The sequence below is a fragment of the Pseudomonas sp. GW821-FHT10B02 genome (assembly GCF_059415665.1).
On the sequence record NZ_JBWKNR010000001.1, the window covers coordinates 17,514 to 39,232 of the forward strand.

The 21,719-nt window shown below is 61.1% G+C and carries 20 protein-coding genes; 9 read left to right on the plus strand and 11 right to left on the minus strand.

Annotated features, from left to right (window positions below; genetic code table 11):
• Window positions 1–6: 6 nt before the first annotated feature.
• The 6 genes from AC07OF_RS00090 to AC07OF_RS00115 all read left to right on the plus strand — a co-directional run bounded on the left by AC07OF_RS00090 (window position 7) and on the right by AC07OF_RS00115 (window position 6,037).
• Window positions 7–1,398, plus strand: coding sequence for a M16 family metallopeptidase (locus AC07OF_RS00090; RefSeq protein WP_157190685.1), 1,392 nt, complete (start codon window positions 7–9; stop codon window positions 1,396–1,398).
• 72 nt (window positions 1,399–1,470) lie between these two features.
• The gene (locus AC07OF_RS00095; protein WP_157190684.1) at window positions 1,471–2,490 is read left to right on the plus strand and encodes a DUF5924 family protein; all 1,020 of its coding nucleotides are present in this window, start codon (window positions 1,471–1,473) and stop codon (window positions 2,488–2,490) included.
• 38 nt (window positions 2,491–2,528) lie between these two features.
• On the plus strand, window positions 2,529–3,671 hold the full coding sequence (locus AC07OF_RS00100; protein WP_157190683.1) for an ABC transporter permease: 1,143 nt from the start codon (window positions 2,529–2,531) through the stop codon (window positions 3,669–3,671).
• A gap of 29 nt (window positions 3,672–3,700) precedes the next feature.
• The gene (locus AC07OF_RS00105) at window positions 3,701–4,471 is read left to right on the plus strand and encodes an ABC transporter ATP-binding protein (RefSeq protein WP_408635442.1); all 771 of its coding nucleotides are present in this window, start codon (window positions 3,701–3,703) and stop codon (window positions 4,469–4,471) included.
• 1 nt (window position 4,472) lies between these two features.
• Complete coding sequence (locus tag AC07OF_RS00110; RefSeq protein ID WP_157190681.1) at window positions 4,473–5,411, plus strand: MlaD family protein; 939 nt, start codon at window positions 4,473–4,475, stop codon at window positions 5,409–5,411.
• A complete protein-coding gene (locus AC07OF_RS00115; RefSeq protein ID WP_157190680.1) occupies window positions 5,408–6,037 on the plus strand; it encodes an ABC-type transport auxiliary lipoprotein family protein in 630 nt (209 codons plus the stop codon). Before AC07OF_RS00110 ends, AC07OF_RS00115 begins: the two co-directional genes overlap by 4 nt.
• Here the strand turns inward: AC07OF_RS00115 and AC07OF_RS00120 are convergent.
• The 4 genes from AC07OF_RS00120 to AC07OF_RS00135 form a co-directional block, all read right to left on the minus strand.
• Entirely contained in the window at window positions 6,019–7,248 is a 1,230-nt protein-coding gene (locus AC07OF_RS00120; RefSeq protein ID WP_157190679.1) for a nucleoside recognition domain-containing protein, read from the minus strand. The genes AC07OF_RS00115 and AC07OF_RS00120 overlap by 19 nt on opposite strands.
• Window positions 7,249–7,434: 186 nt before the next feature.
• Entirely contained in the window at window positions 7,435–8,766 is a 1,332-nt protein-coding gene (gene gltP / locus AC07OF_RS00125) for a glutamate/aspartate:proton symporter GltP (protein ID WP_038605269.1), read from the minus strand.
• 763 nt (window positions 8,767–9,529) lie between these two features.
• A complete protein-coding gene (locus AC07OF_RS00130; RefSeq protein ID WP_003252966.1) occupies window positions 9,530–9,691 on the minus strand; it encodes a DUF1328 domain-containing protein in 162 nt (53 codons plus the stop codon).
• 44 nt (window positions 9,692–9,735) lie between these two features.
• On the minus strand, window positions 9,736–10,008 hold the full coding sequence (locus AC07OF_RS00135) for a hypothetical protein (protein WP_495072452.1): 273 nt from the start codon (window positions 10,006–10,008) through the stop codon (window positions 9,736–9,738).
• 270 nt (window positions 10,009–10,278) lie between these two features.
• Between AC07OF_RS00135 and algB the strand changes: the two genes are divergently transcribed.
• Entirely contained in the window at window positions 10,279–11,625 is a 1,347-nt protein-coding gene (algB, locus tag AC07OF_RS00140) for a sigma-54-dependent response regulator transcription factor AlgB (protein ID WP_157190677.1), read from the plus strand.
• Window positions 11,622–13,409: a KinB sensor domain-containing domain gene (locus tag AC07OF_RS00145; RefSeq protein WP_157190676.1), complete on the plus strand. Its 1,788-nt coding sequence runs from the start codon at window positions 11,622–11,624 to the stop codon at window positions 13,407–13,409. Before algB ends, AC07OF_RS00145 begins: the two co-directional genes overlap by 4 nt.
• 12 nt (window positions 13,410–13,421) lie before the next feature.
• On the opposite strand, the gene AC07OF_RS00150 is transcribed toward AC07OF_RS00145, so the two are convergent.
• The 7 genes from AC07OF_RS00150 to AC07OF_RS00180 form a co-directional block, all read right to left on the minus strand.
• The gene (locus AC07OF_RS00150) at window positions 13,422–15,041 is read right to left on the minus strand and encodes an EAL domain-containing protein (protein ID WP_157190675.1); all 1,620 of its coding nucleotides are present in this window, start codon (window positions 15,039–15,041) and stop codon (window positions 13,422–13,424) included.
• Between the two features lie 77 nt (window positions 15,042–15,118).
• On the minus strand, window positions 15,119–15,892 hold the full coding sequence (locus AC07OF_RS00155; protein ID WP_157190674.1) for an N-acetylmuramoyl-L-alanine amidase: 774 nt from the start codon (window positions 15,890–15,892) through the stop codon (window positions 15,119–15,121).
• A 61-nt stretch (window positions 15,893–15,953) separates the two neighbouring features.
• On the minus strand, window positions 15,954–17,990 hold the full coding sequence (locus AC07OF_RS00160; protein WP_495072453.1) for a diguanylate cyclase: 2,037 nt from the start codon (window positions 17,988–17,990) through the stop codon (window positions 15,954–15,956).
• Window positions 17,991–18,018: 28 nt separating this feature from the next.
• Window positions 18,019–18,876, minus strand: coding sequence for an endonuclease/exonuclease/phosphatase family protein (locus tag AC07OF_RS00165; RefSeq protein ID WP_167335131.1), 858 nt, complete (start codon window positions 18,874–18,876; stop codon window positions 18,019–18,021).
• Between the two features lie 9 nt (window positions 18,877–18,885).
• Entirely contained in the window at window positions 18,886–19,518 is a 633-nt protein-coding gene (gene dsbA / locus AC07OF_RS00170) for a thiol:disulfide interchange protein DsbA (protein ID WP_495072454.1), read from the minus strand.
• Window positions 19,519–19,685: 167 nt separating this feature from the next.
• Window positions 19,686–20,303, minus strand: a complete 618-nt coding sequence (locus AC07OF_RS00175) for a c-type cytochrome (protein ID WP_157190671.1) — start codon at window positions 20,301–20,303, stop codon at window positions 19,686–19,688.
• Window positions 20,304–20,336: 33 nt separating this feature from the next.
• On the minus strand, window positions 20,337–20,639 hold the full coding sequence (locus tag AC07OF_RS00180; protein ID WP_038605254.1) for a c-type cytochrome: 303 nt from the start codon (window positions 20,637–20,639) through the stop codon (window positions 20,337–20,339).
• A gap of 191 nt (window positions 20,640–20,830) precedes the next feature.
• Here AC07OF_RS00180 and yihA point away from each other — a divergent pair, with 191 nt between their 5' ends.
• Window positions 20,831–21,463: a ribosome biogenesis GTP-binding protein YihA/YsxC gene (yihA, locus tag AC07OF_RS00185; RefSeq protein ID WP_038605252.1), complete on the plus strand. Its 633-nt coding sequence runs from the start codon at window positions 20,831–20,833 to the stop codon at window positions 21,461–21,463.
• Window positions 21,464–21,719: the final 256 nt, after the last annotated feature.

The following is a 21,719-nucleotide window of genomic DNA, read 5'->3' on the forward strand; positions in this document are numbered from 1 at the left end:
CTTGCCATGCGTTGCCTGATGTTCCTGTGCCTGCTGCTGGGGGCCATGCCCGGCTTTGCCCTCGACCGCTCGCAGGTCGAAGGCTACCTGCTGCCCAATGGTTTGCAGGTGCTGCTCAAGTCGGGCTATGAGCGCAATCATGTGTCGATACGGCTGGTGGTCGGGGTTGGCTTCGATGATTTTCCCTGTCAACAGCAAGAGCTGCCGCACTTGCTCGAGCACGTGCTGTTCAGTGGCCTCGACGGCAGCGGCGAAGGCGGTCTGGAAGCGCGCATGCAGGCCTTGGGCGGTGAATGGAACGCCTACACCAGCAGTGCCGACACCACCTTTGTCATCGAAGCCCCGGCCCGCAACCAGCGCAAGGTGCTCGACCTGCTGCTGGCAGTGATCAAGGACACCGAGATCGACGAAAAGGCCCTGGCGCTGTCGAAGAAGATCGTCGAGCGCGAAGATGGCGGCCACTATTCCCACCTGCAGCGCTGGCTGGACCGCCAGGACCTCGGCCACCGCGCCAGCGACCAGCTGGCGGTGGAACTGGGGCTCAAGTGCGCCGAGCGCTCGGCGGTGGCCGACATGACCGTGGAACAGGTCAAGGATGTGCGCCAGCACTGGTACGCCGCCAACAACATGAGCCTGATCGTGGTCGGCGGCCTCGATCGCCTGCTGCCAGCCTACCTGGAACGCAGCTATGGCGAACTGCAGCCGGCCGAACCCGGCAAGCGCCGCACACTGGAAGGCGTTACCCACAAGGCCGAAGCCCGTCGTGAACTGATCCGCGGCTGGCTTGGCGACAGTGCCCGTCTGCACTGGCTGTTCCTCGAACCGGTGCTGGACAACGATCACAGCCAGACCTACGACCTGCTGCAGCGCTATCTGGACTGGGCATTGTATGAACAGTTGCGGCTCAAGCACGGGCTGTCGTACGGGCCGTTCAGCCAACGGGAAAGTTTCGGCGACACCGGCGTGATGAGCCTCAATGCGGACCTCGACCGCACCGACATCAAGGAAGCCGAGCAGGCCGTGAGCGACATGCTTGAGCAATTGCGCAAGCACGGCCTGGACCCGGCCACCTTCGAGCGGGTCAAGCAGGCGGCAATCGATCGCGAAGCCTGGACCACTCAGGGCAACGCGGCACTGGCGGACTACTACTGGGGCGCGCTGAACGATTACCTCGACGGCCGCTTTGCCGACCCGGTGCGCGCCATGCGCCGGGTCAGCCTGAGTGATGCCAATCAGGCGCTGCGGCAGCTGCTGGCCAGGCCCGGGTTTGTGCGAGTCGAGCAGCCGTTGATCAGTTATGACCAGTTGTATGGCTTGGTGGCACTGGGGTTGGCAGGGGTTCTGGCCGGCGGCTTGGTCTGGAGCCGACGCAGACACAGGAAGGCCCCGGCGAAATAGCAAGACAAGGCAGCTGGCCAGTACAAAGCGAGGTATCCTGTAGCGGTTTTAACCTCACCCTGCGAACACCTCATGCCTCATTATCTCCAGCGGCTGATCGAACTGATCAAGCGCTACCCCGGCGTCATCGCCCTCGGCGGATTCATCTCCGGGATCGCCAGCTTCATCCTGGTCGACCGCCAGGAAGGCCTGGCCAGCTGGATCGCCATCGTGATGCTGATCAGCTGGATCTGGCTGATGCTGGAAAACACCTTCACCCAGTTGTTCGCCAAGGTGTTCAAGCGCGAGATCCCGCAGCCGCTGCTGCGCTATGCCACGCAGATGATTCACCAGGAAAGCCTGTTCTTCGTCCTGCCGTTCTTTTTCGTCACCACCACCTGGAACAGCGGCCAACTGGTGTTCACCGGCCTGCTGGGCGCCGCCGGGCTGATATCGATCATCGATCCCCTGTACTACAAATGGCTGGCCCCGCGGCGCTGGCTGTTTCTCGCGCTGCATACCCTGACCCTGTTCGCGGCGTTGCTCACCGCGCTACCGATCATTTTGCACCTGACCACCTCGCAAAGCTTCAAGCTGGCCCTGGTGACCGCCATGCTGCTGTCGTTCCCAAGCCTGGCCAGTAGCTTTCCCATTCAGCACTGGCGGCGTGGGATCATGCTAGTGGTGCTGACCCTGGCCGTTGGTGCCAGCGGCTGGATGCTGCGCTCCTGGGTACCACCGGCCACGTTGTGGATGACTGACGTAGCGGTCAGCACCCAGCTGGAGAACCGCACGCCAGGCAAGAGCCTGAGTGAGGTCAAGGCCAGCGAGATCCGCGCGGGGCTCTACGCCTTTACCGCTATCAATGCACCGCGCGGGCTGAACGAGCGGATTTATCACGTCTGGCAGTTCAACGGCAAAGAAGTCGATCGCATTGCCCTGGACATCCACGGTGGCCGCAAGGAAGGCTATCGGGCCTGGACGCATAAGCAAAACTTCCCCGCCAACCCGGTGGGCCGCTGGCAGGTGAGGGTGCTGACCGAAGATGGCCAGGTCATCGGGGTGCTGCGCTTCCGGGTGGTTGACGATGGTCAAGCGCCGAAGGCCGAGTAACGCTATGCTCTGAGGCTGCGAAACTGTCGGTCGACTGCATGGAGCCTATGACTACACAAGCCAGCGCAACCCTGGACACCACGAGCAACCCGGCGTGCCTGCGGATTGTCGGTGACTGGACCCTGGCCAACTACGCCAGCCTCAAGCGCAGCAGCGAGCGCCTGGCCGGCCAGTATGACCAGCGCACCGAGATCGATCTTGAACAGCTGGGCCAGCTGGATACCGCTGGCGCTTCACTGCTGGCTGAACTGCTCGGTGCCGAGCGCTTATCGCGGCTGACCGAGACCGCCCAACTGCCTGAAGCCAGCCGGGCCCTGCTGCAGACGGTCTACTGCTCGGTGCAGGACTTCTGCATCCCGGAAAAGCAGCCCGAGAAGTCGGTACTGATCCAGCTGCTCAGCCGCATTGGCTGCGCGGTCGACACCCTTTGGCAAGACACCCTGCAGATCCTCGGTTTTGTCGGCCTGATCCTGCAAACCCTGGTACTGCGCCTGTTTCAGCCACGGCGCTGGCGGGTCACTGCGGTCGTCGCGCACATCGAACAGACCGGTCTGGATGCCGCACCCATCGTTGCCCTGCTGACCTTCCTGGTCGGCGCGGTGGTGGCCTTCCTCGGCGCCACGGTACTCGCCGGGTTTGGCGCCAGTATCTTCACCGTCGACCTGGTTGCGTTCTCTTTCCTGCGCGAATTCGGTGTGCTACTGACCGCCATCCTCATGGCCGGTCGTACCGCCAGTGCCTTCACCGCACAGATCGGTTCGATGAAAGCCAATGAAGAGATCGACGCCATTCGTACCCTCGGTCTGGATCCGGTAGAGCTGCTGGTGGTGCCTCGGGTGCTGGCCCTGCTGATTGCACTGCCGCTGCTAACCTTCCTCGCGATGATCTGCGGCATCATCGGTGGCGGCGTGGTCTGCGCGTTGTCGCTGGATATCTCGCCCGCCATGTTCCTGTCCTTGTTGCAAAGCGACATCGGTGTTCAGCATTTCCTTGTTGGCCTGGCCAAGGCGCCATTCTTTGCCTTCCTGATCGCCGCCATTGGCTGCCTGGAAGGCTTCAAAGTCAGCGGCAGCGCCGAGTCGGTGGGGGCCCACACCACCTCCAGCGTGGTGCAGTCGATTTTCGTGGTGATCGTCCTCGATGCGGTGGCTGCGCTGTTCTTCATGGAGATGGGCTGGTGAGCCAGACAACCCCCGAGCGCCGCGAGGCGGTGATCGAAGCGCGTGGCATCTGCAACCGCTTCGGTACCCAGAGCGTGCACGAACAACTGGACCTGGACCTGTACCGCGGCGAAATTCTCGCCGTGGTCGGTGGTTCGGGCAGTGGCAAGTCGGTACTGCTGCGCAGCATCGTCGGCCTGCGGCGACCGAACGAAGGGCAGGTCAAGGTGTTCGGCCAGGACCTCAGCGGTGTAAACGACGAGCAGCGCTCGAAGGTCGAACGACGCTTTGGCGTGCTGTTCCAGAAGGGTGCGCTGTTTTCTTCGCTGACGGTAACCGAGAACGTTGCCTTGCCGCTGATCGAACATGCCGGCCTGTCCCGCGCCGACGCCGAGCACCTGGCCGGGGTCAAACTGGCGCTGGCCGGCTTGCCGATTTCCGCCGCCGACAAATACCCCTCATCACTGTCCGGCGGCATGATCAAACGCGCCGCCCTGGCCCGCGCCCTGGCCCTGGACCCGGACATTCTGTTTCTCGATGAACCCACGGCGGGCCTCGACCCGATCGGTGCGGCCGCCTTCGACCAGTTGATTCTGACCCTGCGCGACGCCTTGGGCCTGAGCGTGTTCCTGATCACCCACGACCTCGACACCCTCTACACCATCACCGACCGGGTGGCGGTGCTGTCGCAGAAGAAAGTCCTGGTGGCAGGTCCGATTGCCCAGGTCGAAGACACCGACGACGCCTGGATTCACGAATACTTTCATGGCCCGCGTGGCCGTGCGGCGTATCAGGCCGCCACAGCGGCAAAGGAGCTCTGAGATGGAAACCCGTGCACATCATGTGCTGATCGGCCTGGTCACGGTCATTGTGGTCACCGGTGCCATGCTGTTCGGCCTGTGGCTGACCAAGTCCAGTGTCGACAGCACCTTCAAGGATTACCAGGTGATATTCAACGAGGCAGTCTCCGGCTTGTCCCGGGGCAGCTCGGTGCAATACAACGGCATCAAGGTGGGAGACGTCACCAGCCTGCGCCTGGACCCCAAGGACCCGCGCCGGGTCCTGGCCCAGGTGCGCCTGAGCGCCGATACCCCGGTCAAGGAAGACACCCGCGCGAAACTGACCCTGACCGGCATCACCGGCACCTCCTTCATCCAGCTCAGTGGCGGTACGCCGCAAAGCCCGGAGCTCAAGGGCAAAGACGGCAAACTGCCAGTGATCGTTGCCTCGCCTTCGCCGATTGCCCGGCTGCTCGATGACGGCAGCGACCTGCTGACCAACATCAACATGCTGGTGCATAACGCCAACCAGCTGTTCTCCGAGGACAACGCCAAGAGCCTGAGCAATACCCTGACTCATCTGGAACAGACCTCGGCAGCCTTCAGCGAGCAACGCGGGGATATCCGCACCGCGATCCAGCAACTGGCCCAGGTCGGTAACCAGGCCAGCTCCATGCTCGAGCAGACCAGCGAACTGATGCGCAATGCCAATGGCCTGCTCAACAACCAGGGCAAGCAAGCTTTCGGCAGTGCCGAACAGGCCATGCAGTCGCTGGCGCAGAGCACAGCCACCATCAACAGCCTGCTCAACGACAACCGCGAAGCCCTCGATGGTGGCGCCCAGGGCCTGAACCAGCTGGCCCCGGCCATCCGCGAGCTGCGCGAGACCCTCAACTCGCTGAAGGCGATTTCCCAGCGCCTGGAAGCCAACCCCAGCGGCTACCTGCTCGGCCGAGATAGCAACAAGGAGTTCACGCCATGAGTCATACCTGCCGCTACCTGGCCCTGGCTGTGGCGCTGAGCCTGGGCAGTGCCTGCTCGATCCTGCCGCAGGCCGAACCTGCTGATGTCTATCGCCTGCCTGCAGCGCAAACCAGCCAGGCCACATCTGCGAGCGCTGTAGCCAGCTGGTCGCTGCGCCTGAACAAGCCGCTGGCCAGTGATGCCCTGAACAACCCGAAAATTGCCGTGGTCCCTCAAGGCAACCTGATCAGTAACTACAAAGGCGCGCGCTGGAGCGATCCGGCCCCCTTGCTGCTGCGCAACCGCATGCTCGATGCCTTCCAGCGCGATGGCCGTGTACCCCGGCTCAGTGCCGATGACAGCAACCTGCAAGCCGATTATGAACTGGCTGGCGAGCTACAGGCGTTCCAGAGCGAGTACAGCGCCGACGGCCTGGCCGTGGTGATCCGCTATGACGCACGACTGGTGCAAGGACGCAGCCAGCGCATCCTCGCCAGCCGCCGCTTTGAAGTGCGTCAGCCGCTGAGCGACAAGCAAGTGCCGGCAGTGGTCAACGGTTTCGGCAGCGCCAGTGACCAACTGATGACGCAACTGGTGGCCTGGACACTGGCCCAGGCCACCCAGGCTCAGGCAAAGAACCAGTAGCAGACGCAAATGGCCGCGATCACCCCGGCCAGCTCGGCGAGCAGCGCGCAGCCCACCGCATGGCGGGCGCGCTGGATACCGACAGCACCGAAGTACACCGCCAGCACGTAGAAGGTGGTTTCGGTGCTGCCCTGGATGGTCGCTGCCACCAGCGCCGGGAAGCTATCGACGCCATGGGTCTGCATGGTTTCGATCAGCATCGCCCGTGCCGCGCTGCCCGAGAACGGCTTGACCAGCGCGGTAGGCAATCCCTCGACGAAGCGCGTATCCATCCCCAGCCATTCCACCACATGGCGGATACCGTCCAGGCTCAGCTCCAGAGCGCCTGAGGCGCGCAGCACGCCGACGGCGCAGAGCATGGCGACCAGATACGGCAGCAGGCTCTTGGCAACGTCAAAACCCTCCTTGGCGCCCTCTACGAAGGTTTCATAGACCTTCACCCGCTTGAACGCACCAATCACCAGGAACAGGATGATCAGGCCGAACAGCGTCAGGTTGCCCAGGATCGACGACAAGCCGGCCAAAGCGGTGGCAGAGAGGGTCCCCAGAAACGCCATGAAGCCGCCCAACAGCAGGGCGCCCGGCACCAGATAAGCCAGGACCACCGGATCCCACAGACGCAAGCGTTGCATCACCGCCACCGACAGCAGGCCGACCAGGGTCGAGGCACTGGTGGCGAGCAGGATCGGCAGGAATACCAGGGTCGGGTCCGGTGCGCCTTGCTGAGCGCGGTACATGAAGATGGTCACCGGCAGCAGGGTCAGCGACGAAGCGTTAAGTACCAGGAACAGGATCTGCGCGTTGCTGGCAGTGGTCGAACTGGGGTTGAGCTCCTGCAGCGAGCGCATGGCCTTGAGGCCAATGGGTGTGGCGGCGTTATCCAGGCCCAGGCCATTGGCGGCGAAGTTCAGGGTGATCAGGCCCAGAGCCGGGTGGCCGGGCGGTACTTCCGGCATCAGGCGGGCAAAGAGCGGGCCGAGTACTTTGGCCAGCCAGTCGACGACGCCGGCCTTTTCAGCAATCTTCAGAAAGCCCAGCCACAGGGTAAGGGTGCCGAACAGCAAGACCATCACCTCGACCGACAACTTGGCCATGGCGAAGATGCTCTCGACCATCGCGGCAAAAATGCCGGCATTGCCGCCTACCAGCCATTGCGCCAGCGCGGAGATGGCCGCGACCAGGAAAAAGCCAAGCCAAAGGCCGTTGAGCATCCGTTGTTCCCCCACAAAGTTGCGACGAATGATAGCGGTAGCGGCCGAGCAATGCACCGACACTGAAAATCGCGGGGCAAGCCCGCTCCCACCGCTGCAGTACCATCCCGGTGGGAGCGGGCTTGCCCCGCGATACAAAAAAAAGCCCCGACCAGGTCGGGGCTCTTCATTTAACCAGACTGCACCTTAGTGGTTGGCAGTCTTGCCAGCAGGTGCAGCTTCTTTGCTGCGCCAGTGTGGCAGCGAGTTCCAGTAGCGCTGGCCTTTGGCATCGTCGTACATGCCTTCCCAGCGAGCGATTACCAGCACTGCCAGGGCGTTGCCGATAACGTTCAGAGCGGTACGGGCCATGTCCATGATGCGGTCGACACCGGCGATGAAGGCCAGACCTTCCAGCGGGATACCAACGCTGCCCAGGGTGGCCAGCAGCACCACGAAGGACACGCCCGGAACACCGGCAATACCCTTGGAGGTCACCATCAGCGTCAGTACCAGCAGCAGCTGCTGGCTGATCGACAGGTCGATACCGTACAGCTGGGCAATGAAGATCGCCGCAATGCTCTGGTACAGGGTCGAACCGTCAAGGTTGAACGAATAACCGGTCGGTACCACGAAGCTGCAGATGGCTTTCGGCGCGCCGTAGGCTTCCATTTTCTCGATCACGCGCGGCAGCACGGTTTCGGAGCTGGCGGTGGAGTAAGCCAGGACCAGCTCGTCCTTGAAGATACGCATCAGCTTCAGGATCGAGAAGCCAAACAGGCGTGCGATCAGGCCCAGCACCATGAAGCCGAAGAAGGCGATGGCGAAGTAAACCAGCAGGACCAGCTTGGCCAGCGGCAGCAGCGAAGCGAAACCAAAGTTGGCAACGGTCACGGCGATCAGCGCGAACACACCGATTGGCGCGTAGTTCATGATCATGTGAGTGACCTTGAACATGGCTTCGGAAACGCCCTGGAAGGTTTTCACCAGCGGATCGCGAATCTCTGCCTGCAGGCTCGACAGGCCCAGGCCGAACAGCACCGAGAAGAAGATGATCGGCAGCATTTCGCCACGCATCAGCGCTGCGAAGATGTTCGACGGAATCAGGTTGAGGATGGTCTCGATGAACGCGTGTTCATGCTGAACCTCAGCCGCAGTGGCCTGATACTTGGAAATATCGACGGTACCCAGGGTACTCATGTCGATACCGGCACCCGGATGGAACAGGTTGGCCAGGACCAGACCGACCACGATCGCGATGGTGGTGACCACCTCGAAGTAAATGATGGTCTTGAGGCCGATACTGCCGAGTTTTTTCGCATCGCCAACCCCGGCGATACCCACGATCAGCGACGAAATCACGATCGGGATGACGATCATCTTGATCAGGCGAATGAAGATATCACCAGCAGGTTGCAGGACGTTGCTGATCCACCATGCCTTTTCTGCACTGAAATGGTTCAGTAAAGCGCCGATTGCAATCCCCAGTACCAGACCGATGAGGATCTGCCAGGCGAGGCTTAGCTTTGCCTTCTTCATGTCGTTACCTTTTCTTCAAGTGGAAACGATCACCAGGCTGATAACCGCAATCCAGAGCTGTTGCCAGCGATCCGTATCGATTTTGGCTATCCGCCGGTGACACCGTAAAAGGTCACCGCAAGCGAGCGTAGGAACGCTCAGGCCAGCGAAAAAAGGCGCAACTATTCCGACGTGGGGGGACTCCGTCTAATGCCGTAAACGACTACCCTATGCCGAATCGGCATGAGGTTTATCGGCCAAAACGTACGTCACAATGGGTTGCCCGACGACCGTTCGGAATTCCGACGATGGCCAAAGCGCCACATTCCGGCAGATTTGGACGTATCCAGCTGAATGCATAAAGCCATTGTTCGACAATCCGAATGCGTGAAATCGCCTCGGTTCGAACACCTGGGCAGGCTGAAAAAATATCGATGTACGGTCGCGCAAAAATATGCGTCGACACGCCTGGTAGGAAAGTCGGAAAAGAACGGTAGGAAGCGAACGATTGCCAAAGCGAGGCGGAAGTCAGATCAAGCGTTTCCCTCCGAGAGGACCCACCCGACCTGGAACTTCCGCCACCGCTTCACCCGACCCGGCCCTCATCGGAGGCACTCCTTGTACCCCTAGGCCCCTCCGATCCTGAAACAATCAGAGCAGCCCGGCCCCTTGGTCGTGTGCCGGCCTTCCTCAGGCGGGCACAACATAGAAGCCTGGAACGGAAAAAGGTTCAGCTTCTATATATGTACGTGAATGCCCAGTCGCATTCAGTACCTAGTTTGACTCAGCCTCTACCACGGCCGAAGAAGAAAGAAGCCACGAACAGCACCAGGAAGACGATGAACAGGATCTTCGCGATTCCGGTAGCGGCGCCGGCGATACCACCGAAGCCCAGCACAGCGGCGACAATGGCGATAATCAGAAAGGTGATAGCCCAACTCAACATGGTGATTCTCCTTACTGTTGTTGAAAGAATTCCTCTGGTGACGTTCAGAACACCCAACGATCACGCGGCGCACGGGCTTCAGTCGAGACGCTGCCGACCGCCGCAGGCTGCGATTGCATCAGCGCCCTCTGGGCAGGCACGGGAGTCCTTATCACCAGGGCGGCCTGGGTAGCTACTGCGCGAGCATCCTGTACAAGCTGCCAGCTGTGATGGAGCTGGCCGGCAATGAGGGTCAGCAGCAGCGCCAGACTGAAGAACAGGCCCTGGCGCACCTGAAGTGGAGAAATCTGCGCCAGGGTGGCGATTTGGCGGATCATGCCGAGCTCCTCCTGCTGCATTGATTGTTGTCTGCAGTAGTCATTGCAGCGTGCATGCCAGCCATTCGTTGAAAAAATATTCAATAAAATCAGCTACATGCCAAGAAGCACAGACTTCGCCGGAGCGCATCCTGCACGATACCCAGCAGGGGGTCGTGCGATTTGCATGATGAGCTACCCTGCAGTGAACGGAACAAATCGGAAAAAAACATGCAACTTGCCCGATTTCTCCGGCACTAATAGAGAACATTCTTAGAAGGAGCGCAGGAAATGGAGTCAACCCAGGAACATCAAGGCCGAATCCTGTTGGTCGACGACGAATCCGCCATCCTGCGTACCTTCCGTTACTGCCTGGAAGATCAAGGCTATACCGTGGCCACGGCCAACAGTGCGGCCCAGGCCGATACCTTGCTGCAGCGCCAGGTCTTCGACCTGTGCTTTCTCGACCTGCGCCTGGGTGAAGACAATGGCCTGGATGTACTGGCGCAGATGCGTATCCAGGCGCCCTGGATGCGCATCGTCATCATCACCGCCCACTCAGCGGTCGATACCGCAGTCGACGCCATCCAGGCGGGTGCGGCCGACTACCTGGTCAAACCCTGCAGCCCTGACCAACTGCGCCTGGCTGCAGCCAAACAGCTGGAAGTGCGCCAGCTGTCGGCACGCCTGGAGGCACTGGAAGGTGAAGTCAACAAACCCAAAGACGGCCTGGACTCGCACAGCCCGGCGATGATGGTGGTGCTGGAGACTGCACGCCAGGTTGCCACCACCGATGCCAATATCCTCATTCTTGGTGAGTCCGGCACCGGCAAGGGCGAGCTGGCCAGAGCGATTCACGGCTGGAGCAAACGCGCCCGTAAAGCCTGCGTCACCATCAACTGCCCTTCACTCACCACCGAGCTGATGGAAAGCGAATTGTTCGGGCATAGCCGCGGGGCGTTTACCGGGGCCAGTGAAAGCACCCTGGGGCGGGTCAATCAGGCCGATGGCGGCACTTTGTTCCTTGATGAAATCGGCGATTTCCCACTGACGCTGCAGCCCAAGCTGCTGCGCTTCATCCAGGACAAGGAATACGAGCGGGTCGGTGACCCGGTCACCCGCCGCGCCGATGTACGTATCCTGGCTGCGACCAACCTCAATCTTGAAGACATGGTGCGCGATGGGCGCTTTCGTGAAGACCTGCTGTATCGTCTGAATGTCATCACCTTGCACCTGCCGCCGTTGCGGGAGCGCAGCGAAGACATCCTGCACCTTGCCGACCGTTTCCTCGCACGCTTCGTCAAAGAGTACTCAAGGCCCGCCCGCGGCTTCAGCGACGAAGCGCAGGCGGCGCTGCTCAACTACCGCTGGCCAGGGAACATTCGCGAACTGCGTAATGTGGTCGAGCGGGCCAGCATCATCTGCCCGCAGGAGCGGGTCGACATCGGCCACCTGGGCATGGCCGAACAGACCATCAGCAATGCCCCGCGCATCGGCGCGGCAATGAGCCTGGACGAACTGGAACGCGCCCATATCGAGGCGGTGCTGGCCACCAGTGAAACCCTGGACCAGGCAGCCAAGACCCTGGGAATCGATGCCTCGACCCTGTATCGCAAGCGTAAGCAGTACAACCTATGAAGTGGACGATGAAGCTGCGTACGCGGCTTTTTCTCAGCATTTCGGCGCTCATTACCGTGGCCTTGCTGGGCTTGCTGCTAGGCCTGGTCAGCGTCCTGCAGATGGCCAGGTCGCAGCAGGCCCTGATCCGCGAAAACACCGCGACCCTCGATCTGGGCCTGAAACTGCGGCAGAACCTCGGTGAACAACTGACGCTGATGCTCAACGAGCCAGCAGATCTGCAGACGCTTGAGGGCCTGCAGTCTCAATTCCAGCGCTTGCTGGACGAAGGCCTCAATCAGCAAAGCGATGACAATGCCGGTAAAGACTTCGCCGACACCAAGCGTCATTATCAGCGCTACCTTCAGGCTTTTCGCGACACCCCTGTTCCGGCACGTGGCCTGGGCACCGAGCAACCTCTGGGTAAAGCTTTCGGCGTGCTGCGCAATGATCTCCTCGACGCTCACAAGCGCGCCCTTGAGCACATCAACCAGAGCGAGCAGTTGACCTACAATCGCGCATTGTTGATCTCCGGCCTGCTCGGCCTGGTAGGCCTGAGCGTGCTGATCCTGGGATTTGTCACCGCCCATGGTATCGCTCGGCGCTTTGGCCAGCCGATCGAAGCCCTGGCCAAAGCGGCCGACCAGATAGGTCAGGGCGATTTCGAGGTGACCTTGCCGGTCTCCCAGGCCCTGGAGATGAACCTGCTGACCCGGCGTTTTGGATTGATGGCTGAAGCGTTGCGCAAACATCAGGCAACCAACGTCGATGAACTGCTCGCCGGCCAGCAACGCCTGCAAGCGGTACTCGACAGCATTGATGACGGCCTGCTGATCATCGACCGCCAGGGCCATCTGGAACACATCAATCCAGTCGCTCAGCGGCAACTGAGCTGGAACGAAAGCCGCCTGGGCCGTGGGCTTGGTGAGGCGCTGCAGCGCCCGGAGCTGGATGAACAACTGCGTCTGGTGCTGCGTGGCGCCCCCCTGGATCGGGTACCGGAGGACCTGAGCCTGGAGGTGGATGAAGAACTTCGTTTACTGGCTTACAGCCTGACCCCGGTCTGCCACCCCGACGGGCAGATTCTCGGCGCAGTCATGGTGCTGCACGACGTCACCGAGCAACGTGCCTTCGAGCGCGTGCGCAGCGAGTTTGTCTTGCGCGCCTCGCATGAGCTGCGCACCCCGGTCACGGGCATGCACATGGCTTTCGGACTGTTGCGCGAGCGCCTGGAGTTTGCGCCACAGACGCGTGAGGCCGACCTGCTAGCAACCGTCGGTGAGGAAATGCAGCGCCTGACCCAGTTGATCAACGACCTGCTGAACTTCTCCCGCTACCAGAGCGGCCAGCAAAAGCTCGAACTGATGCCCTGCGCCGTCGACGACCTACTGACGCGTGCCTGCGAACGCTTTGCCGGCCCTGCGGGTGATAAACAGATCGAGCTGCAGCTGGAGCTGGCATCGCCGCTGCCGCACATCCAGGCGGATGCAGCGCAACTTGACCGGGTCATGGATAACCTGCTGGACAATGCTGTGCGCCACACCCCGGTGGCCGGCAGCATTCGCCTGCACGCGCGATGGCATGCCGAACGGGTCATCATCAGTGTTGAAGACAGCGGCGAAGGCATTGCTTACAGCCAGCAGGGACGGATCTTCGAACCGTTCGTCCAGGTCGGACGCAAAAAAGGCGGGGCTGGACTGGGGCTCGCGTTGTGCAAGGAAATCGTCCAGTTGCATGGCGGGCGCATGGGGGTTTATTCACGCCCCGGACAAGGCACTCAGTTCTACATGGCCCTGCCGGTCTGAAGCCTCACAGTATCAAGCCTCATCATCGATCCGCCGCGGGACGATCCGTCGCCCACGGGTAATCAGCTCAACGAACTGACGGGCACTGAGCGGATGCGCAAACAGCCATCCCTGACCGTAATTCACCCCTTCGCTGTTGAGCAGCATGGCCTGGTCTTCATACTCGATTCCCTCGGCAATCACCCGCAACTGCAGGGCATGCGCCATGCGGATGATATGCGGCGCCACACCGCTGCTGGCTGCATCGTGACCCAGGGCGTCGATAAACGCCTTGTCGATTTTCAAGCAGTCGACCGGCAGGGTCTGCAAGTACGCCAGGCTGCAGTAACCGGTACCGAAGTCATCGATCAATACCTGATGGCCCACCGCGCGCAAGGCTTGCAAGTTGTCGCGGGCGACTACCACATCAATCAGCCCGCGCTCGGTGACCTCGAATGCGATCTGGCTGGCAGAGACATGGTGCAACGCCAGCAAACGCGCCGCCACCCGACCAATCCGCGGCACCATGACATCGCAGGCAGCCAGGTTGATCGATACATAAAGTTGTCGGTTGGCCCGCAACAGCTGCCCCAACTGCTCGAGCACGCGCTGCAGGACGAAGTCGGTTATCTGCCGGATCTGGCCGGTATTTTCCGCCAACGGGATAAACAGATCAGGGCTGGTCAGGGTGCCGTCCGGCCGGCGCCAGCGCACCAGCGCTTCGGCCCCGACACAGCGGCGGCTGTTGAGTTCGAAGATGGGCTGGTACAAGACCTGCAACTCGCCGCGACGCAACGCCCCCTGCAGTTCGGAACTCATCGAGCGACGTTGACGTACCAGTTGCAGCACCAGCCAACCCAGGGACCAGGCCAGCACCAGGCTGCCGGGAAACAACAGCCAGAGCACGCCATTCATCTTCAACGGCAAACTGGCACGCGGGGCAATCAAAACCAGCTGATAGTCTGGCGATTTGGTCGGCATGCGGTAGATCAAGCGGTCGGGCAACTCCAGCAGGGCATCTTTGGATTTCGGAGGCCAATCGGCCGAGGGCGGCCAGGCCTGAGGCGGGCCAAGTACCGGCACTGCACGCGTACCGTTATCCAGCACCACCAGCAAACTGCCTTCCGGCGGCAAGTCGACCACATCCGTCAAATGCCCACGTGAGGTCGCAACCACGAACTTGCCGCGGCCAAGCATCAACGCGGCGAGATTGTCATCCGGTTCGGTTGTGGTATTAAGCCAGTAGCTGTACGTCGGCCCCTGAATGTCCGGGGGCCGCAAAGGCTTGATGGTGCGCGTGCCAATGCGGTTGGAGCAGGCAACGTTGCCATCAACATAGGCGGCTTCATAGACGAAGCGGTAGCGAAAGCCTATCTGTTGCAGGACACCCAGCATCGCTGCATCACAGCCGCGAAGGGGTTGCGCCTGAAGTTCGTCGACACCTTCGCGCAACTGCCCGAAAATCTGCTCCAGACGCTCAAGGAAGCGCTCGCCCTTGGCGTTCATCTGCTCACTTTCGCTTTGCTGCATCTGGTGCATGGCTACACCGATGCTGGCGACCAGCAACAGTACTGCGCTGGCCGAAGCCGCAAGTGTGGCCAGTAACCAGGGACGGTAGAGCAAGTGGCGCAGCACGGAGAGGGCAGCTGACATTAAAAGCATCCAGTTGAATACCAAGAGGTATAGCAACTGCCGGACGAGTCAGCCTGCCCGTTTGGCGGCGCCGTTACTCAGCGGCTGTTGAGTACCTGCAACATCGCTGCCGTTTGAGCGTCCGCCACACCGTCAAATCGCTGGGGACGGAAGCGCATCTGGAATGCCGCGAGCACATGCCTGGTGCTGACGTCATAGACGCCAGTCTGTTCGATGGCATAACCAAAACGCGCTAGTTGCTGCTGATACCAGCTGATACTCGGTGGATTGACGCTGAACCGCGCCTGCTGCTGAGCCACCGCGCGCGCATCCGGCCAGACCCCCAGCCCGGCATCGGCCAGGCGCTTCCAGGGGAACAGCGGGCCCGGATCCAGTTTGCGCGCCGGTGCGATGTCACTGTGGCCAATGATGTAACGGGGCTGGATATTGTTGCGTTTGACGATGTCCTTGAGCAACGCGATCAGCGCTTCGATCTGTGCCTCGGTGTACGGCTGCCACACCCGTCCTGTCGGGGTATCGATAAAACCGGGGTTGACGATCTCGATACCAATGGAGCTGGAGTTGAGCCAGGTCCGGCCATCCCACTGACTGTCACCGGCATGCCAGGCACGACGGCTTTCGTCGACCAGTTGATACACGGTCGCCGGTGAGTCACCGATCAGGTAATGGCTGCTGACCTCACCATGGGTCAACAAATCGAGAGAACGCTCAAGCGGCGCGTTGGTGTAGTGCAACACGACAAACTGGATACGGCCGTCCTGGTTGACGGAGGTATGGCTGCGGTCGATGCGCAAGCCGCTGCTGCAACCTGCCAGGGTCAACAGCAGGAGCGCGGTAATGATGGCTTTCATGGGGACGGGCACATGTGATGATCTGCAATGCAATAGCATAACGTATCCATGCAGCTGCCACTTACCCCTGTTCGATCCGATTTCTGCCCAGATGTTTCGCCCGGTACAGCGCTTCATCGGCGCGTTTGAGGACTATCTCGCTGCGCTCGCCACTGCGAAAAGCACTGATGCCGATCGACAAGGTAATGGTCACCCGCTCGCCCTTGAAGTGGAACGGGCAGGCCTCAATGGCCGCACGCAGCCTTTCCGCCAGCTGGTAACCGATAGGCATGGCAGTCTGCGGGATCAGCAGGACGAACTCTTCACCACCGAAGCGGGCGATGAAATCCCGGCTGCGCAGGTGTTTGCGCAACACGTTGGCAACAATTTTCAGGACCTTGTCGCCGGCCAGGTGACCGTAGCTGTCATTGATGCGCTTGAAGTGATCGAGATCGAGGATCGCCATCAGCAGGTGACCACCGCTTTCCTGCCATTCCAGCACTTCCTGATCGACCCGCTCTGACCAGGCGGCCCGGTTGGGCAAACCGGTGAGCGGATCGATCAGGGCTTTCTGGCGCTGCTCTTCCAGGTGTTCGCGGTAACCCATGGCTTCCTGCTCCATGTTCGCCACCCGTTCAGCCAGGCCTTGCAAGCGGTTGGCCATGTCCTGTTCGCGCTGGTCACGCTGCTGCTGATGCTCGTCCATGGTACCGAGCAAGCCTTCGAGGCGGTTTTCCAGGATGTGTTTGAGGCTGTCCAGATCGGCCGCGCCCTGCACACTGCTTTGCAGGCCATCGACCTGTTCACGCAGCTGGCTGTCCAGGTCACGTGCCGCGGAGGTGTTGTCGGCATGGCCTTCGCTGGCTTCATGCAAATGGCTCTGGAACGACTCCAGGCGCTCGTTGAGTTGTTGCAGATAAGCTTCAAACTCATGCTGGCCACTGTCGTTGATCGCCAGCATCAGCACGGCCAGGTCATCGAGCACCGGCAACAACTCGTACCAGTTCAGGCCATGCTCCAGACGTTCGCGCATCGATTGCGCCTGAGCCTTGTGACGTTCGGGCAGGGTCAGGTCATCGAGCAGGCCCAGCAGGGTTTCCTCGATATGCGCGGCGACCGAGCTGTAGGTCGGCTCGGTGCCGTCGGGCAGGGCGTAGTGAGGGTCCTCATCGAACGCTTGGGCGACTTCCGGCTGATCATCCTCAGGCTCGTCCGGGCCGGGCTCAGGCAACGCCGGCAGTTCGGGCTCGTTCGCTGCCGGGGGAAGCTCAAGCGGTGCTGGCACTTCGGCTTCAAGCGCCGTTGGCAAGTCGACAGCCGGGCCAGGCTCGACTTCCGCTGCCTCGCTGGCTTCGGCTTCGGCTTCGGCTTCGGCTTCGGCTTCGGCTTCGGCTTCAGCTTCAGCTTCGACCGGCGTTGGCGCCAACGATTCGGTGACAACCTCCAGCGGTTGCAACTCGTCGATATCGACAACAGCCTCGTCCTGTGGCTCAACGTCTTGATGAGCATGCACTACCGGTACCGGCGGCTCGATGGCCTCTGGCGCAAACACCACGGCGCCCGCCAGGGCCGGTTGCAGCGCTGGCGCTTCAGCGTCGCGACCACCGAACAGGCGCTGCAGCAACCCAGGGCGCTGTGCCTCTTCAGGGCGCTCAAGCGCAGACAGGGCCTGGCTCTGCAAGCCGCTCAACTCACCCAACAGCAACGGCACCTCGCGGGACTGACTGGCGCGGGCCTCGACCTGTTTGGCGAACTTCTTCAGCGGCCGGCGGACGTCACTGGGCAACGGCAAGGTCTGCAACTGGGTAACCAGCGAGGTGAGGGCGGTGCTGACCTGAGCGATACGGGTCTCGCGGCGTTGCTCGGAATCGAGCACGGCTTTTTCCAGGCGCGGGATCAACCCGGCGAGGGCGGCGTCCATGTTGTCGGTGCGGATGACCTCGCGCATCTCCTTCATGCACTGATCCACCGCCCGGTCGCTGCCTTCAGCGGCCAGGGTGCTGCGCACCAGACCACGGCGCAACAGGTCGAGACGGGCTTCCCAACGGCGCTCGAGCTTCTCTTGCTGTTCGATACTCTTGAGGTACTTTTCTTTCCAGCGCTGGGCTTCGTCGGTCATGCCTGGGTCCGCAGAGGGGTGATGGCAATTAGCTCAAAGCGGGCAGCGTATCCACAGCGAGGGCATCAGGCAAACGAATCTCAACCGCGACCGGAAGATGATCGGAAATAGGCTGGGCCAGTACCTCGACCCGTTCCAGGGTCAGGCTCGGGCTGAGCAGGATGTGATCAAGGCAACGCTGCGGGCGCCAACTGGGGAAGGTGGCCTGGACCTGGGGTGCGACCAGGCCCAAATCGCGCAGAGGAGAGCGTTCAAGCAGGTCGTTGGCGTGGGTGTTCATGTCGCCCATCAGAACCTGATGGCGGTAACCCCCAATCAACTCGCGGATGTAGGCCAACTGCAGGGCACGGGTCTTGGAGCCCAGCGCCAGGTGCATCATGACCACCACCAACGCGTCTTCGCCTTCACCGAAACGCACCAGGATCGCGCCACGGCCAGCCGGGCCGGGCAGGGGGTGATCTTCAAGCAGTTGCGGCTTGAGGCGGCTGAGTACGCCATTGCTGTGCTGGGCAAAACGACCGAGGTTACGGTTGAGCTGCTGGTACCAGTACGGGAAGGCGCCCAGCTGGGCCAGGTGTTCGACCTGATTGACGTAGCCGGAACGCAGGCTGCCACCATCGGCTTCCTGCAGGGCCACCAGATCGAAGTCGCCGAGCAGCTCTCCGATCTTTTGCAGATTACCGGCACGCCCGGTGTGCGGCAGCAGGTGCTGCCAGCTCTTGGTCAGGTAATGCCGGTAACGTTCGGTGCTGATGCCCACCTGGATATTGAAACTGAGCAGGCGCAGTCGGCCATCCTCTGGCAGGCCGTTAGCCTGCAGGTGATGTTCGTTGACTCGCGGATCGTGCAGGCCAACGCCTCGCTCAGCTCTCCAGCGGCGCATGATGGTCGCCGCTTACTTGGCGGCGCGCTCCTTGGCGATCAGCTGGTCAGCGACGTTCAGGACGCCTTGTGGACCTTGGGCGGTGCCGAGGTCGAAGCGGTATTTACCGTTGACGACCATGCTTGGAACGCCGGTGATTTCATACTTCTTGGCCAGCTCTTTGGCCTTCTGTACCTGGCCTTTGATGGCGAAGGAGTTGAAGGTGGCGAGGAACTTGTCCTTGTCGACGCCTTGGGTCGCCAGGAACTCGGCCATCTCGTCAGGCGAGGTCAGTTTTTTGCGCTGAACCTGAATGGCTTCGAACACTGCCCCGTGAACCTTGTGCTCGACACCCATGGCTTCGAGGGTCAGGAACATCTGGCCATGGGCGTCCCATGGGCCACCGAACATGGCGGGAATGCGCTTGAAGTTGACGTCGGCCGGCAGCTTCTCAGCCCAAGGATTAACCACTGGCTCGAAGCTGTAGCAATGTGGGCAGCCATACCAGAACAGCTCGACCACTTCGATTTTGCCTGGCACCGACACCGGTACCGCGTTGCTCAGCTGGACATACTCCTTGCCCTCCACAATAGGATCGGCAGCCTGGGCAGTCATGCCGAATACACTGGCGGCGACCAGCGTGGCGCTGAGAATCAAATTACGCATGCTTCACTCCTGAGCAATCTATTTGGTCGCCTCGACGCGACCTGCCATAAGACAGGTCGAAGCGGGCCCGAGTTCGTTAGTGTAACGGCAGCGGGCACAAAAAAGGGTGGCCGAAGCCACCCTTTTCATCTTTACGCCGCAGTATTAACCCAGCGTTAAAGCGCGGATCAGTGCAGACCCTGGATGTAGCTGGACAGTGCTTCGATGTCCTTGTTGCTCAGCTTGGACGCGATGGTGCGCATGGTGGTGGCATCGCCATCGTTGGTACGGTTGCCTTCGCGGAAGTCGGTCAGTTGCTTGGCCACATACTGCGAATGCTGGCCACCCAGGTGCGGGAAGCCGGCCAGGGCCAGACCTGCGCCGTTCGGCGAATGGCAACCGGTGCAGGCCGGCAGGCCTTTCTCGATGTCACCACCGTTGAACAGGGCACGTCCGCGTTCGACCAGCTTCGGATCAGCAGCACCGACGCTGCCTTTCTGGCTGGCGAAGTAGGCGGCGATGTCGGCCATGTCCTGATCGTTGAAGGCGGCGAGCATGCCGGTCATTTCCAACACGGTACGCTTGCCCGACTTGATGTCGTGCAATTGTTTTTCCAGGTACTTCTCACCCTGGCCTGCAAGTTTCGGGAAATTCGGCGCCAGGCTGTTGCCGTCCGGATTGTGACACGCGCCACATACAGCAGTTTTGGCCTGACCAGCAGCGGCATCCCCTTTGATAGGCTCTGCGGCATTGGCTGCACCGGTGACGCCCAAGGTCAACAGCAGACTCACGAGTAGTTTGTTCATCAGCTAATCCAACTACGGCTAAGGGTGAAAGAGTTATGTATCGGGACTCCGGCTCATCCACTGGATGATCGCCTGGTAGTCCTCGGCACTGCAGTCCATGCACAATCCACGCGGCGGCATAGCCTTGAAACCCTGTGTGACATGCTTCACCAGCGTCTCCATCCCCTGCGCCAGCCGCGGCTCCCATGCTGCCCGGTCACCCGGTTGCGGTGCCTGCGGTAGCTGTCCGGCATGGCAAGCGGCACATGCTCGCTTGTACACTGCCTGGGGATCCTGTGTAGCCTGAGCGCTGAACAACGGTATCAAGACACCTGCAGCAAGCAGCCATTTCGTCATACGAACGACCTTTCAGGGTTGGGGGTTGCACTGCGTTCTACTGCGCAAGCTTGAATCAACCGCCCCCGTGCACATCCTCCTACGCCGGGATAATGCGCACACAAAAACTGGGGCATTATATACTCCCGTTACTGAAACGGAAACGACACCGCTTGCCGAGACCCCTCGCGCAACGCCCAACCGGATAAACCATGCAAGTCAAAAACCCCATCCTCGGTCTCTGCCAACAGGCCAAATTCGCCCTCAGCGCTGCCAAGGTCGACCAGTGCCCGGACGACCAGGGCTATGAAGTGGCCTTTGCCGGCCGCTCCAACGCCGGCAAGTCCAGCGCCCTGAATACCCTGACCCACGCCAGCCTGGCCCGCACCTCGAAAACCCCGGGGCGCACCCAGCTGCTGAATTTCTTCAGTCTGGACGATGAACGGCGTTTGGTCGACTTGCCGGGCTACGGTTATGCAAAAGTGCCGATTCCGCTCAAGCAGCACTGGCAGAAGCACCTGGAAGCCTACCTGGGCAGCCGCGAGTGCCTCAAGGGCCTGATCCTGATGATGGACGTGCGCCATCCGATGACCGACTTCGACAAGATGATGCTCGACTGGTCCCAGGCGGCCGGCATGCCGATGCACATCCTGCTGACCAAGGCCGACAAGCTGACCTTCGGCGCGGCCAAGAACACCCTGCTCAAAGTGCAGGCGGAAATCCGCAAAGGTTGGGGCGATACGGTGACCATCCAGCTGTTCTCGGCGCCCAAGCGCCAGGGCCTGGAAGAGGCCTACGGGGTGTTGGCAAACTGGATGGAACTGGCGGACAAGCCCGCAGAATAAGGGCTGCCCGGCAAACGCCGGGCAAAAAAAACCCCGGACTTCGTATGGGGAGGGGGAAGTTCGGGGTTCAAGTTCCGGACCGCTAGGGCGGGGTCCAGATATCTGCCAACACTTAACACAACATAGGAGCATCGAAGGGCTTCACCAGCCATTCAGTTACTCTGAGTCGTGGTTCACCGGTTTAGTTCCAAAGGTTTGAAAACTATTTGCGATAGGGCAGATATTTTTTACTACCAAGCCTCTGGACCGGTAAAAA